This is a genomic window from Quatrionicoccus australiensis (assembly GCF_020510525.1).
Classification (GTDB): Bacteria; Pseudomonadota; Gammaproteobacteria; order Burkholderiales; family Rhodocyclaceae; genus Azonexus; species Azonexus australiensis_B.
In genome coordinates, this window is the sequence record NZ_CP075188.1 from 2,521,941 (window position 1) to 2,534,903 (window position 12,963).

10 protein-coding genes are annotated in these 12,963 nt (G+C 59.8%); 6 read left to right on the forward strand and 4 right to left on the reverse strand.

Annotation, left to right across the window (positions count from 1 at the left end; genetic code table 11):
- Positions 1 to 97: 97 nt before the first annotated feature.
- The 3 genes from urtC (at position 98) to urtE (ending at position 3,509) form a co-directional block, all read left to right on the forward strand.
- Positions 98 to 1,222, forward strand: coding sequence for an urea ABC transporter permease subunit UrtC (gene urtC / locus KI612_RS12170; RefSeq protein ID WP_226440348.1), 1,125 nt, complete (start codon positions 98 to 100; stop codon positions 1,220 to 1,222).
- Positions 1,223 to 1,278: 56 nt separating this feature from the next.
- Positions 1,279 to 2,052: an urea ABC transporter ATP-binding protein UrtD gene (gene urtD / locus KI612_RS12175; RefSeq protein ID WP_226444234.1), complete on the forward strand. Its 774-nt coding sequence runs from the start codon at positions 1,279 to 1,281 to the stop codon at positions 2,050 to 2,052.
- Between the two features lie 764 nt (positions 2,053 to 2,816).
- On the forward strand, positions 2,817 to 3,509 hold the full coding sequence (gene urtE / locus KI612_RS12180; protein WP_226440349.1) for an urea ABC transporter ATP-binding subunit UrtE: 693 nt from the start codon (positions 2,817 to 2,819) through the stop codon (positions 3,507 to 3,509).
- 30 nt (positions 3,510 to 3,539) lie between these two features.
- Here the strand turns inward: urtE and KI612_RS12185 are convergent, their stop codons facing one another.
- Both KI612_RS12185 and KI612_RS12190 read right to left on the reverse strand, forming a co-directional pair.
- Positions 3,540 to 7,568, reverse strand: a complete 4,029-nt coding sequence (locus KI612_RS12185; RefSeq protein ID WP_226440350.1) for an NACHT domain-containing protein — start codon at positions 7,566 to 7,568, stop codon at positions 3,540 to 3,542.
- A 5-nt stretch (positions 7,569 to 7,573) separates the two neighbouring features.
- A complete protein-coding gene (locus tag KI612_RS12190; protein ID WP_226440351.1) occupies positions 7,574 to 8,836 on the reverse strand; it encodes an ATP-binding protein in 1,263 nt (420 codons plus the stop codon).
- A 311-nt stretch (positions 8,837 to 9,147) separates the two neighbouring features.
- Here KI612_RS12190 and KI612_RS12195 point away from each other — a divergent pair, with 311 nt between their 5' ends.
- A complete protein-coding gene (locus tag KI612_RS12195; RefSeq protein WP_226440352.1) occupies positions 9,148 to 10,134 on the forward strand; it encodes a LysR substrate-binding domain-containing protein in 987 nt (328 codons plus the stop codon).
- Positions 10,135 to 10,164: 30 nt separating this feature from the next.
- Here the strand turns inward: KI612_RS12195 and uraD are convergent, their stop codons facing one another.
- Entirely contained in the window at positions 10,165 to 10,686 is a 522-nt protein-coding gene (gene uraD, locus KI612_RS12200) for a 2-oxo-4-hydroxy-4-carboxy-5-ureidoimidazoline decarboxylase (protein ID WP_226440353.1), read from the reverse strand.
- Between the two features lie 221 nt (positions 10,687 to 10,907).
- On the opposite strand from uraD, the gene uraH reads away from it, so the two are divergent.
- Together uraH and KI612_RS12210 are read left to right on the forward strand one after the other, a co-directional pair.
- Positions 10,908 to 11,261, forward strand: coding sequence for a hydroxyisourate hydrolase (gene uraH, locus KI612_RS12205; RefSeq protein ID WP_226440354.1), 354 nt, complete (start codon positions 10,908 to 10,910; stop codon positions 11,259 to 11,261).
- Positions 11,261 to 12,445, forward strand: a complete 1,185-nt coding sequence (locus KI612_RS12210; RefSeq protein WP_226440355.1) for a urate hydroxylase PuuD — start codon at positions 11,261 to 11,263, stop codon at positions 12,443 to 12,445. The genes uraH and KI612_RS12210 overlap by 1 nt, the downstream gene beginning before the upstream one ends.
- Here the strand turns inward: KI612_RS12210 and gpt are convergent, their stop codons facing one another.
- The gene (gene gpt / locus KI612_RS12215; RefSeq protein WP_226440356.1) at positions 12,446 to 12,961 is read right to left on the reverse strand and encodes a xanthine phosphoribosyltransferase; all 516 of its coding nucleotides are present in this window, start codon (positions 12,959 to 12,961) and stop codon (positions 12,446 to 12,448) included.
- Positions 12,962 to 12,963 lie beyond the last annotated feature (2 nt).

The window sequence follows — 12,963 nt, forward strand, 5'->3', positions numbered from 1 at the left end:
GAGTGCGCCGGCGGTGAATTGACCACCTCACCCTCCCCTGACAAGGGGAGGGCCGGGGAGGGGTTTGCCTTTCACCTCACCCTCACCCGGAGCTACCATGCGTAAGCCCCTCACCCTCCGCATCCTGTCCTCCCTCGACAAAAAGAGCTGGATCACCCTCGGCATCTTCCTCGCCCTCGCGCTAGTCGTCGTCCCGGTCCTCCACCTCAACTTCCCGGAAGACAGCGCGTTCCACGTCTCAACCTACGCCATCACGCTGATCGGCAAGATCATGTGCTACGCGCTGGTCGCCGTGGCGATGGACCTGATCTGGGGCTACGGCGGCATCCTGTCGCTCGGCCACGGGCTGTTCTTCGCGCTCGGCGGCTACGCCTTCGGCATGTACCTGATGCGCCAGATCGGCCGCGACGGCAGCTACGGCGCCGACCTGCCGGACTTCATGGTCTTCCTCGACTGGAAGGAACTGCCCTGGTTCTGGCTCGGTAGCGACAGCTTCGGCTGGGTCGCCTTCCTGGTCATGGCGGTGCCGGCCGTCGTCGCCTTCGTCTTCGGCTACTTCGCCTTCCGCTCGCGCATCAAGGGCGTCTATTTCTCGATCATCACCCAGGCCCTGACCTACGCCGCGATGCTGCTCTTCTTCCGCAACGAAACCGGCTTCGGCGGCAACAACGGTTTCACCGACTTCAAACGCTTGCTCGGCTACACGATCACCTCATCGGAAACCCGGCTGGTGCTGTTCGGCCTGACCGCCATCGCCCTCGCGCTGACCCTGCTCTTCGCCGCCTGGCTGGTCAAATCCAAGTTCGGCCGCGTGTTGACCGCCATCCGCGATGCCGAAAGCCGCGTCATGTTCATCGGCTACAACCCGCTCTGGTACAAGCTCACGATCTGGGTCATCTCGGCCGTGCTGTGCGGCATCGCCGGCGCACTCTACGTGCCGCAGGTCGGCATCATCAACCCGTCCGAAATGTCGCCCGGCAATTCCATCGAAATCGCCATCTGGGTCGCGGTCGGCGGGCGCGGCACGCTGATCGGGCCGATCATCGGCGCCTTCGTCGTCAATCTCGCCAAGAGCTGGTTCACCGTCAGCTTCCCCGAATACTGGCTGTTCTTCCTCGGCCTGCTGTTCATCGTCGTGACGCTGATGCTGCCGCAAGGCCTGGTTGGCCTGTGGAAGAAATTGATGGAAAAGTACGAAAGCCGCAAAGGAGCCGCCGCATGAACACCCTCGAAACCTGGCAAGACGACCGCCCCGAGGGCAGCGACGGCGCCGACCAGATGGGCCACGTCGTCACCGGCGAGCTCGACCTGTCGCACGGCGTCGCCCTCTACCTCGAAGACATCACCGTCAGCTTCGACGGCTTCAAGGCGCTCAACAACCTCAACCTTGAAATCAACGCCGGCGAACTGCGCTGCATCATCGGCCCGAACGGCGCCGGCAAGACGACGATGATGGACGTCATCACCGGCAAGACGAGGCCCGATTCCGGCAAGGCCTTCTTCGGCCAGTCCATCGACCTGACCCGCCTGACCGAACCGGAAATTGCCCACATCGGCATCGGCCGCAAGTTCCAGAAACCGACCATCTTCGAGCAGCACACCGTCTTCGAGAACCTCGAACTGGCGATGAAAACCGACAAGCGGGTGTGGAAAAGCCTGATGGCCTGGCTGGCCGGAGACGAGCGGGATCGCATCGCCGAAACCCTGCGCCTGATCCGGCTGGACAAGGAAGCGGATCGGCAGGCTGGACTGTTGTCGCATGGGCAAAAGCAGTGGCTGGAGATCGGCATGCTGCTGATGCAGGAACCGAAGCTGTTGCTGCTGGATGAACCCGTTGCCGGCATGACCGATGACGAGACGATGCGGACCGCGGAGTTGTTTGTTTCGCTGGCTGGCAAGCATTCGCTGGTTGTTGTCGAGCATGACATGGCGTTTGTCGAGAAGCTGGGCGGGCTGGTGACTGTGCTGCACGAAGGCTCGGTGCTGGCCGAGGGCGATCTGGCGACGGTGCAGAATGATCAGCGGGTGATTGAGGTTTATCTTGGACGCTGAGGGGTTTTTGCCGTTTTCGACCGGTCGACCGATGGAAATGGCCGGTTTTGCCATGTCGTTCCGGCGATTCGGATTTCGCGATGGTTCGCCCTTGCGGGGCGTCTCGCTTGCGGACGTTGCGGCTCTTGTTTCGCGTGATGGTTCCGCCTTGCGGGCGGGCGTACTTTCTTTTGCTTCGCCAAAAGAAAGTAGCCAAAGAAAAGGCGACCCCAGGGTCGGCGCCGGCTTCGCCGGTCCCTTGCGCTACTCGAAACCGGCGGGGGCTGCGGAACTCGGGGCTACGCCCCTCAGACAGTCCTCGCCCTCTTTCCGCCGTTTTCTGCGTTGCTCAGCGCCTCTCATGGGGCCCCCAAAAACGTCACGAAACGACGGCTCTGCCCAGGAACAGAAAATGCCGCTTTTTAGCGGTCGACCGCTAAAAACGACCAAAAACCATCTCCACCGGTTCGGCGGCGACGCCTTTCGGATCCCCCTGGGAGGCGCTGAGCAACGCAGGCTGGCCGGGGGTTTCGGCTTGCGTCTGTCCGAGCCGCAGGCGAGTTTAGCAAGCCGCCCGGACAGCCGAGTAGCGCAAGGGACCGGGCAACGCCCGGCGCCGACCCGGGGGTCGCCTTTTCTTTGGCTACTTTCTTTTGGCGAAGCAAAAGAAAGTACGCCCGCCCGCAAGGCGGAACCCCAACGTAAAACGAGCACAAACCCCACCGTAGCCGAGACTACAAGCAAAAAACCACGCGAACAAAATACCTGAGCCGGAGAACCCCACCATGCTGAAAATCGACACCCTAAACCAAGCCTATGGCGGCAGCCACATCCTCCGTGGCCTCTCCTTCGAGGTCAAAACCGGCGAAGTCACCACCCTCCTCGGCCGCAATGGCGTCGGCAAGACGACGCTGCTCAAATCGCTAATGGGCCTGGTCAAGACCAAATCCGGCAGCATCACTTTCGACGGCAAGGACATCACGAACCTGCCACCGCACGAGCGCGTCAAGGCCGGCATCGGCTACGTGCCGCAGGGCCGCGAGATCTTCCCGCGCCTGACCGTCGAGGAAAACCTGCTCATGGGCCTCGCCACCAAGCCGGGCGGCACGAAGATTCCCGAGCGCATTTTCGAGATGTTCCCGGTTCTCAAGCAGATGATGCACCGCCGCGGCGGCGACCTTTCCGGCGGCCAGCAGCAACAGCTCGCCATCGGCCGCGCCCTGGCCATGGGTCCGAAACTGCTCATCCTCGACGAACCGACCGAAGGCATCCAGCCGTCGATCATCAAGGACATCGAACGCGCCATCCGCATGCTCGCCGCCACCGGCGAAATGGCGATTCTGCTGGTCGAGCAGTATTACGATTTTGCCGAAGCCCTGGCCGACCAGTACCTGCTGATGGAACGCGGCGAATTCATCATGCGCGGCCGCGGTGAAACCATGCCGCAGGACGGCGTGCGCCAGGCTTTGGCGGTCTAAGTCGGGAGAGTGGCCGCTATCGACCCAGCACTATTTCGGCCAACTGACGTCCAGCACCCGAACAAAAACCCGCCGGCGCTCTTCAGGATCAAGTTGCGCTTCGAGGCGGGCCTGCAACTCGCCCGGCGAGCTTGGCTTTTTCCCGCCATCCCTGGCTGGCGGGAAATCACTCTTGCCAAACCAGAGCACAAGATAAATACCGTAACCCGAGGTTTTTGGCGAAGTGGTGTATTGGCTCATCAATTGGCTACGCAATGCGCTCCATAACGAGCGGTTATCGTCACGCTTGATTTCGATGGGCACTTCAAAGTCATTGCGATACGACAAGCGGATGTCTGCACGCTTGTCGTTGGCGTAATCGCCTTCGGGTTGGCAATCGACGCCGAATGTTGCGGAAGAAGCGCGTAGCCTCCTCAGCAAAACATCGCGACAATAATTTTCCTCCCGCTTGCCGCTCGGCTTCTTGTTTTCAACATTCCAGAAGTCCCGAAAACCATCATCGTTGTCGTTGCGAATCCCAAGCGCAATTTGCTCCAGATAGTCGACCGTCAGGGCCGCCAAATCAGCGGAATTGACCGGTTCACGATTGGCCAGAATCCGCGCCACGCTTGCCAGTTCGGGGAAACGATAAAGCAACTCGCGCCGCTTCAACTTCAACTGGTGCAGTGCATCGAGCAGTGCATGTTTCAATTTACTCAATGACTGCAAAGCAAGCAGCCGCTCGATTTCCCGCTCGGCTTCATCGGTTGCCAGTGCGCCGAGACGGGTCACCATGGCCAGAATATTTTCGCCACGTTGCATGGTGCTACTGACCACTCCCGAGCGGCGTTCAAAATCGGCATGTGGACTGAGCAGTTCGATCAGTTTGCCGATGCTCACTGGCGAGAGCGGATAGTCATTGCTGATACCCGCAAAACGCTCGCTGAGAAAGACACACAGATGATTGGCCCTTAGCCAGTTCTTACCGATATACCGCCAGAGCGCCGATTCGTATTTCGGGGGATCAAGCAGCATGGCCGCCGTCAGCCAGTAAACCCGCTGCGCAACATCCATGCCTTTGACGGCCAGCTTATGGTCGACCAGTACCAGTAGCTGAACAGGGGTATAGCGTACAGCCGCTTTCAGCAGATATTCGAGATGCGACAACTGGGTCGATTTGGCACGAACGGGAAAGCCGGCCAACAAGGGCGGCCCGGCCAATTCTGCGACGCCACGGTAGATTGGATCGTGCGCCAGTGGATAGATGCCGTAGATGAAATCCTGGCGGGCTTTCAGGGTGGCGCCGGCATAAACGACCAGCACTTCGGCCACCAATTCGGGACACGTCTGTACCAGGTGGGTAAACCATGCCGGCGTATTGTCTGCGCCATAAGTCAGGCGAAAGGCCAGCATGCGACGCAGGCAGTCGTCGCCGAGCGTATCGACGAGAGAAACACCTTGCTGCCAGCGCAACTCCATGCCGATCAGGCAGGGTTTACGGATGTAGTGTTCTCGCTGTTTGATACCGAGGTCGACGATTTCGGCAACACTGGGCAAATCATTGCGAAGGGGACTCGCCACGAAACCAGACTCGGCTGCCTCCAGCGCTTCCAAGCCGTTATCACAATAACTGTCGAAGCGTTCCTGGTGCGTTTTTCCATGGGTATCGTAGTAGTGATCCATCCAGACCCCTGCCAACTCATACAGGATACCGGGCGCGGCACTGCCATCCTGAATCGCCGACAAGTACTTGGACAAATCAATAGCGCGTTTTCGTTTTTTTTCTGCATGTTCAAGCTTGCGAACTCTGGCTTTGGCTGAGCTATCCCGCTGCCACTCCTGTATTTCGCAAGTCAGCATTCGCTCCAGCCAGTCCTTTTTCTGCGGATTAGCTTCAGCCCATGCTTCGAGCTTTTCCAGCGACAGACCAACATGACCACGCTCAAACATCAGTGCTTGTACGGCCTCGATGGCGTGAATCTCGGCAAGCTCGACATTTGGCTCCCGGGATGCCAATTCCAGATGCCAAAGTCCGAAATCATCCGGCACGACAGCGCCATGCAAACGATGCTCCTGTGCAAAAATGCAAGAACGCACCTGATCTTTCGCCGCACAATGTTTGTAGCAAAGAGCAAGCACTGCCTTGTAACGTTCGGGACGTTTTCCCAACCAATCGGCAATGACAGCCTGATGCTCTTTTTCCCTGTGGCTCTCGCCATACTTGTCAGCACCGATTCCTAGCCAGGCAAACAACCGTTCATCATCGATCTCGTCGCCAAATATTTCCAGGCCCCGGCAGAGCAAGGCACCCTGCATTTTTCGGCAATAGAAGCTGAAGTCGTATTTATCGGAGACAACCAGATCTGTCCTAGTAGCAAGCTGATCCAGCAAAACAAGCAAATGCAAGTCTGGAGCGATGCTAGCTAATTTATATCCCCAGAAGCTTGCAAGCCCACCGATGTAGTCACGCTTCTTGGGCGCGTGCAGATAACGAAACAGCACATCGGGTGCGATATAGTCAGGATACAGATGACTGAGCAACTCGCCAGCCAGATCGTCATCAGAATCCGTCAGCCTATGCTCGTTGATCGAGTCCAGCACGGCCAGCGCCTCTGCGCTTGCCGGCGACAATTTCAACCAGACTCTCAGCGCATGGCTTCTGATTCCACTCCAGCGGCTGTCATCAAGGACAACAGCCTTGAGGGTTGCCGCCAATTCGGGAATGGGCTCACCTTCGCCAAGGATGTCCAACACGCAATAGGCGAAGTACTGACTTGCATCGTCACGCTGCTCCGACAGCAGGGCATTGGTAAATTCAGGGACCAGCTCCGGCTCGGCAAGCGCACCAAAGGAGGCCATGGAAGGAACTTCTCGGCGCGAGATGAAATGGTGTTTTGTCTCTTCTTGCAGGCCGGCAAGCAACTTGCGCTTGTCGGCCAATGACATGGGTTTGACGTCGCCATAAACCACCACGGTCAGAGGATCGGCCTCGATCAGGCGTTGGCGGGCAGTCTGGCAATGCAGCGCCAACCAGCCGTAGAGGCCACGCAAGCCGGCAACCGTCCGTTCGTCGCGCCCGACGAAAAGATTGATGACCCGCCGCAGCGGTAGACCGCTTTGATCGATTTGTTTTGCCAGCCATTGCGCCGCCAGGTATTCGGCAACGCTTCGATGACTGGGTTGCACCCGCTCTTCGGCGTCGGCAGAACGAAACAGTTTTCGCCTCACGGCCAGGCGCGCCACTGATAAATCGGGCGGGGAAAAATCGTCAATCAGCGGGAAACCTGAGTCGGCGCGCTCGATATCGAGCGCCAGGCCGGCCTTGTCGGAGAGCAGCAGCACGGCACAGAGTTGGCCGGCAGCTTCCAGAACGCGCTCGACAGAAATCGCCTGGCCGCGCAGGCAATCCCGATGTGGCTTGGCATCCTCTTCCGCCAATTTCCGACAGGCCAGCCTGAAGGTTTCCTCACGGGTAATCGGCCACTGCCCGTCACGTATGGCCTCTGCCAGCAGGCGTAGCGTCTGGGGATTGTTCAACAAACCGTTGATGCCACGATCACTTGCCTTGTTCACAAAATCTTCGGGATCGGCAATGTCGTGGTTGAGCTTCAGAATCTCCTGAATTTCCTCCGGGCTCAGGGGCTGAAGAACAAAGACCCCGAGGCGACCATCCGGCGACACATCGCTCACCGCCTGACTGTCCGTTGAACCGAACCAATCGGCCGCACGACAGGCGATACGAAATTTGGGGTTGCCGAGCTTTCTCAGATGACCCCGGATTTTCAACAAGATGCTGCTGTCGCCGCCACTGGCGCGCGTCTCATCCAGACCATCGAGAAACAAGGTTTTCCCTTGCCAAGCCGGGTCGGGATCATCGCTTAAAAATTTGGCGATGGAGATATAGAGACCTTCTGTCTCTGAGGCTTCCATCTTGAATACTTCGGTCTTCCCTGCACCCGGCTCACCCAGTAAAACCCATGCTCCTTGGTCGCGAAGCTCGGGCAAGAGGCAAATCGGATTTTCAGCCAGCCTGGCTGCATCGTCAGAGATTCGGGAAACATGACGCGGGATGAGCAACATTCTTCTTACTCCAGCCAATCATCGGCGGGATGAGACAGGAATTCGGCCAAGGGAACACCGCCTTCACCAACGATCAAGCTGCGAGCATCCTTGAACTTCCCGGTAAAAACCTCCAGTCCCTTGGGGGCTGCATATTTCGCACCGCTTTTGACTTCGATGGCAAGGATCTTTCTACCGTTGGTGAGGACGAAATCGACTTCGAGCGGGCTTTCCCGCCAGTACTGGATTTCGCAATCTTCCGAAGCGGTATTGATCAAATGTGCGCCGACGGTACTTTCGACCATACGCCCCCAGTAGCTCCGATCTGCGGTTGCTTCGGCAAAGGAATATCCGGCCAATGCCGAAATAAGGGCGGTGTTGTGGGCGTTCAGCTTCGGACTGGAGGCCCGTTTGCGGAATGCCTGCATGGCAAACTTTGATAAGCCGCTTAGCAAGCCGGCCATGGAGAGCAGCTCAAGATAGTGAGCCAGCGTCGTCGTATTTCCGGCATCGGCCAATTGGCCACGCAATTTGTCGTAGGCAATGATTTGGCCGGAATAGGCACCACATCCCAACTCGAACAGCGCTTTCAGCAAGGCAGGCTTGTCGACCCGCGTCATTTGCAGAATGTCTTTTTCGATATTCGGCTGAATCAGGGCCGTACGAACATAATGTCGCCAGCGTGTTTCCTCCCTGATCAGGCTCGCGCTACCGGGATAGCCACCAAAGTAGATGTACTCGTCCAGAGAAAAATCGAACGCAGCCTGCATCTCTCCGTAAGACCAGTGCGCCATGCGAATGGGCTCGTAGCGGCCCGCCAGACTTTCGGTAAGGCCCTTCTGCATCAACCAGGGTGACGAACCGAGCAAGACGATGTGGAGCGGCAGATTCTCGGCGCGATCAGCATCCCACAGGCCTTTGACAATTTCGGACCAACGGGGAATTTTCTGAATTTCGTCGATAGCCAGGACGTAGCGTTCGCCCTCAGAGAGATTTCTTGCGTTTGCCCGCGCCTGATTCCATTGCCGCACGAGCCATTCGGCGGTTGGTGGCGCCCCAGCTACGCTCTGTGCCACGGAGAAACTACTTGTATCGTTGAAAGGATCAAGTGCTTCCGGACCCGCTTGATCGACAGCGACGAAACTGGATCGCTCCCGATACTCAGACAAGGCCTGCCGGACCATTGTGGTTTTGCCAACTTGGCGAGGGCCGGCGACAACGATCATGAAGCGCGGCTGCTCACTGAGCCGGCTACGCAGGGTATTGATTTGACTACGTTCAAATAACATTTTTACGATACTGAGTAAATTTACTCACAACATTAATACTTAACATTCTTGAACGCAATGAACTTTCTGGCGTTCAAGGCATTTCCAGTCAGTTCGAAAAAAAATCAAACTCCCAACGGTCGACACAAAACCAGGCATCGAATTGGGGCGCATACAGCTTTCAGTGCGCAAAAGCGGTGCGCAAAAAGAGCATGTCGAGTTAGCCGAAACCCCGATCCGGCCTGGATTGCTGACTTTTCGGTCAGCAGACGACGAGGCGCGTTTATTGCTTTAGTCAGCTATCAACGCCGAATCGTCAGAGGGGAAAAATAATGGCAACGACTTGTTCCTGGGAATCCATCGATGTGCATCTGCTGCAGGTCTTGCATGCGCTGCTCACCGAATGCAGCGTCTCCAACGCCGCCCGCCGCCTGAACCAGTCGCAGCCGGCGGTGAGTACCGCGCTGCGTCGCCTACGCGACATCACCGGCGACCAGTTGCTGGTGCGCAGCCGCAATGGCATGACGCCGACCGAGCGCGGCCAGTCGCTGCTCGAACCGGTCAAGATCGCGCTCGCCCAGATCGAGGCGATCGGCCTGCAACAGGTACGCTTCGATCCGATGAAGTCGAAGCGCGTCTTCAACATCGCAACGCCGGATTACCTGAATGCCATCCTGATTGGCAACATCGTCGCCCGCCTGCGCAAGCTGGCGCCCAATTCGCAGGTCGTGCTGCATTCCTTCGGGCCGGATTACGACTACGCCCGCGCCCTCGAATCGGGCGAACTCGACACCGTCATCGGCAACTGGCCGCAGCCGCCCGAGCACCTGCGCCTGGCACCGCTCTTCGACGACGACGTCGTCTGCCTGATGCGCAAGGATCACCCGCTGGCCGGCCACAAGCTGACCCAGGACGACTACCTGAATGCCGAGCACCTGGTGCCGACGCCCTACGCGGTCGGTCAGCGCGGCGTCATCGACATGCAGCTGGCGCGCGAACGCTTGAAGCGCAACATCGTCGCCAGCGTGCCCTACTTCAATCTGGTGCCTTACGTGCTGTTGCAGAACGACATCATCTTCTCGGCACCGCGCATCTTTGCCGAGCACTGCTGCTCGCTGGGCGATCTGTGCTTCGCCGAATCGCCGCTTGAGTTCCCCAAGATGCGCTTCTACCTGCTCTGGCACGACCGTTCGCACCATTCCGAGGAATGCCGCTGGTTCCGCGAGCAGATCGTCGATGTCATCCGCGAACGCGTCGGTAACAAGAGCGACAGCGTCCAGTCCGCCGCCCCGGTCGCAAAAAAGCGCGCCCTGGCCTGATTTTGCCCCGGTCGACGCGGTCGACCGGGTTTATTCGGCGAAAATCAGGTCGTCGAGACGGAAGCTGGCTATGCGCAGGATCTGCGCCAGCGCTTCGGCGAATTCATCTTCCGGCCGGCGCGTCAGACGTGCCGCCATCGCCGCGATGATTTCCTGCCGCCCCAGTCCCTTGACCGCGATGATGAAGGGCCAGCCGAATCGTTCCCGGTAGGCTGAATTCAATTTCTGGATGCTGGCGAACTCCTCCGGCGTACAGGCATTGAGCCCGGCCCCGGCCTGTTCGCGCGCCGAATCGGTGGTCAGGTCGCCGCGCACTGCCGCCTTGCCGGCCAGCTCCGGGTGGGCATTGATCAGGGCGAGCAGTTCGCCGCGTTCGGCCTCGGCCAGCACCGTACGCAACACCTCAAGCAGCGCCGCACGGTTGGCAAAGGGGCGCCGCTCCCAGGCCCTTTCCATGACCCAGGGCGAATGCTCGAAGACCGCACCGACGGCAGCCATGAAGCTGGCGCGATCGAGGCGGGAAAGACTGTCTATGGTCAGATGTTCGAGCATGGGGAAAGGAAGGCAGTTGAACGTTGGCCTAGCTTACGGAGGTCGCCCCCCTTCCAGCAAGCCGCCGGGCAATATAACGATCTTGCGCGCTTTCATATATCGCCGGGCGCAGCGGCGCCAAACCGGCCTTCATCTGGAAAACCCGATAGCCTTTATAAACCCGCCGGCGGCCGAGGCTTCCTATAATCGCCCCATCGCCATTTCCGTTTCCGGAGAAGCCCATGGGGCGCCTGACCACGCATGTACTCGACACCGCCAACGGCCTGCCCGCCGCCGGCATGCACTTCACGCTGTACCGCATCGACGGCGCCGCGCGCACGCAACTCGTCGCCGGCACGACCAATGCCGACGGCCGCTTCGACCGGCCGCTGCTTGAAGGCGAAGCGCTGACGCCGGGCTGCTACGAACTGGTCTTCGCCAGCGCCGACTACTTCCGCGCCCTGGGTACCGAGCTGCCCGAGCCGCCCTTCCTCGACCGGATCAGCCTCGCCTTCGGCATCGCCGATGCGGCCAGCCATTACCACGTTCCCCTGCTCGTCTCGCCGTGGGCCTACTCGACCTACCGGGGCAGCTGATGGACAGCGCCTACCTGATCGAAATCGGCTCGCTGCTGCTGCGCTGGCTGCACCTGATCGTCGGCATCGCCTGGATCGGCTCCTCGTTCTACTTCGTCTGGCTAGACAACACGCTGAAGGCGCCGAGCGATCCCGACCTGATCGCCAAGGGCGTCGGCGGCGAACTGTGGGCGGTGCATGGCGGCGGCTTCTACAACCCGCAGAAATACCTGGTCGCGCCCAAGAACCTGCCGGACGACCTGCACTGGTTCAAGTGGGAGTCCTACTCGACCTGGATCACCGGCTTCTTCCTGCTCGGCGTGCTCTATTACTCGCAGGCCGCGACCTACATGGTCGATCCGGCCAAGGCAGCGCTGACGCCGGGCCAGGCAATCGGCGTCGGCCTGGCGACGCTGGCCGGTGGCTGGCTGGTCTACGACGGCCTGTGCCGGCTGCTGATGAAGCGCAGCCTGCTGCTCTTCGCGGCGCTCTACTTCATTTTCGTGGTTGCCGTCGCCTATGCGCTGACCCACCTGCTTTCCGGGCGCGCCGCCTTCCTGCATGTCGGCGCGATGATCGCGACAACGATGAGCGGCAATGTCTTCTTCTGGATCATTCCCGGCCAGAAAACCACGGTCGCCGCCATGCAGCGCGGCGAGGTGCCGGACGCCATCCACGGCCAGCGGGCCAAGCAGCGCAGCGTGCATAACAACTACCTGACGCTGCCGGTGCTGTTCTGCATGATCTCGAATCACTACGCCTTCACCTACAACCACCCGCAGGCCTGGCTGGTGCTGGCGGCGATCATGCTTGCCGCGGTACTGATCCGCCACTTCTTCAATCTCAAGCACAAGGGCATTTTTGCCTGGCAATACCCGTTGACCGGTGGCGCCATCCTGCTTGCCGTTTTCGTCTGGCTGGCACCGGCGCCACTCGCCGTTTCGGCAGCCAGCGCACCGCAGCTGGCCGACATCGAGCCGATCATCGCGGCGCGCTGTGCCGGCTGCCATGCCACCGCACCGACGCTGATGCCGGCCGCGCCGGCCGGCGTGCTGCTCGACAACCCGGCCGCCATCCGCGCCAACGGCCCGCGCATCCTGGCCCAGGCCGTGCAATTGAAGGCCATGCCGCTCGGCAACATCACCGCGATGACCGATGCCGAACGCGCCAAGCTGGCCGCCTGGGTAGCCGGCGGTTACCGCTGATTACGGAGCGGCGCGATGCTTCTTCATCGGCGGCACGAACTGGTAGTCGATATCCCAGGGGAAGTAGATCCACTTGTCCTGGCTGAACTGCTTGACGCAGAGATCGACCACCTCGCGCCCCTGCGGCTTGGCATAGAGGGTTGCGAAATAGGCCTTGGGCAGCAGTTTGCGGATGACGCGCGCGGTATTGCCGGTATCGACCAGGTCGTCGATAAGCAGAAAACCTTCGCCGTCGTGCTCGATGCCCTTGAGGATTTTGACTTCCTTGCGCATGGTCTGCGCACTGTCGTCGACCGCCGCTTCGTAGCTCGAAGCGCAGATCGTGTCGATCAGGCGGATTTCCAGTTCGCGCGCAACCAGTGCGGCCGGGATCAGGCCGCCGCGGGCGATCGCGATGATGCCCTTGAACGGCCCTTTTTCCAGCAACTGATGGCAGAGCAGACGCGTGTCGCGATGCAGTTCCGGCCAGGAGATGACGATATCGTCGCGGTAGGGGCTGGCGGGGGTATTTTCCATGG

What these genes read in the sequence shown, in the direction of transcription:
- urtD (WP_226444234.1), top strand. Translation starts at nt 1,279, where the DNA reads ATGGGCCACGTCGTCACCGGCGAGCTCGACCTGTCGCACGGCGTCGCC.
- KI612_RS12185 (WP_226440350.1), bottom strand. Translation starts at nt 7,568, where the DNA reads ATGTTGCTCATCCCGCGTCATGTTTCCCGAATCTCTGACGATGCAGCC.
- KI612_RS12195 (WP_226440352.1), top strand. Translation starts at nt 9,148, where the DNA reads ATGGCAACGACTTGTTCCTGGGAATCCATCGATGTGCATCTGCTGCAG.
- KI612_RS12190 (WP_226440351.1), bottom strand. Translation starts at nt 8,836, where the DNA reads ATGTTATTTGAACGTAGTCAAATCAATACCCTGCGTAGCCGGCTCAGT.
- uraH (WP_226440354.1), top strand. Translation starts at nt 10,908, where the DNA reads ATGGGGCGCCTGACCACGCATGTACTCGACACCGCCAACGGCCTGCCC.
- uraD (WP_226440353.1), bottom strand. Translation starts at nt 10,686, where the DNA reads ATGCTCGAACATCTGACCATAGACAGTCTTTCCCGCCTCGATCGCGCC.
- urtC (WP_226440348.1), top strand. Translation starts at nt 98, where the DNA reads ATGCGTAAGCCCCTCACCCTCCGCATCCTGTCCTCCCTCGACAAAAAG.
- urtE (WP_226440349.1), top strand. Translation starts at nt 2,817, where the DNA reads ATGCTGAAAATCGACACCCTAAACCAAGCCTATGGCGGCAGCCACATC.
- KI612_RS12210 (WP_226440355.1), top strand. Translation starts at nt 11,261, where the DNA reads ATGGACAGCGCCTACCTGATCGAAATCGGCTCGCTGCTGCTGCGCTGG.
- gpt (WP_226440356.1), bottom strand. Translation starts at nt 12,961, where the DNA reads ATGGAAAATACCCCCGCCAGCCCCTACCGCGACGATATCGTCATCTCC.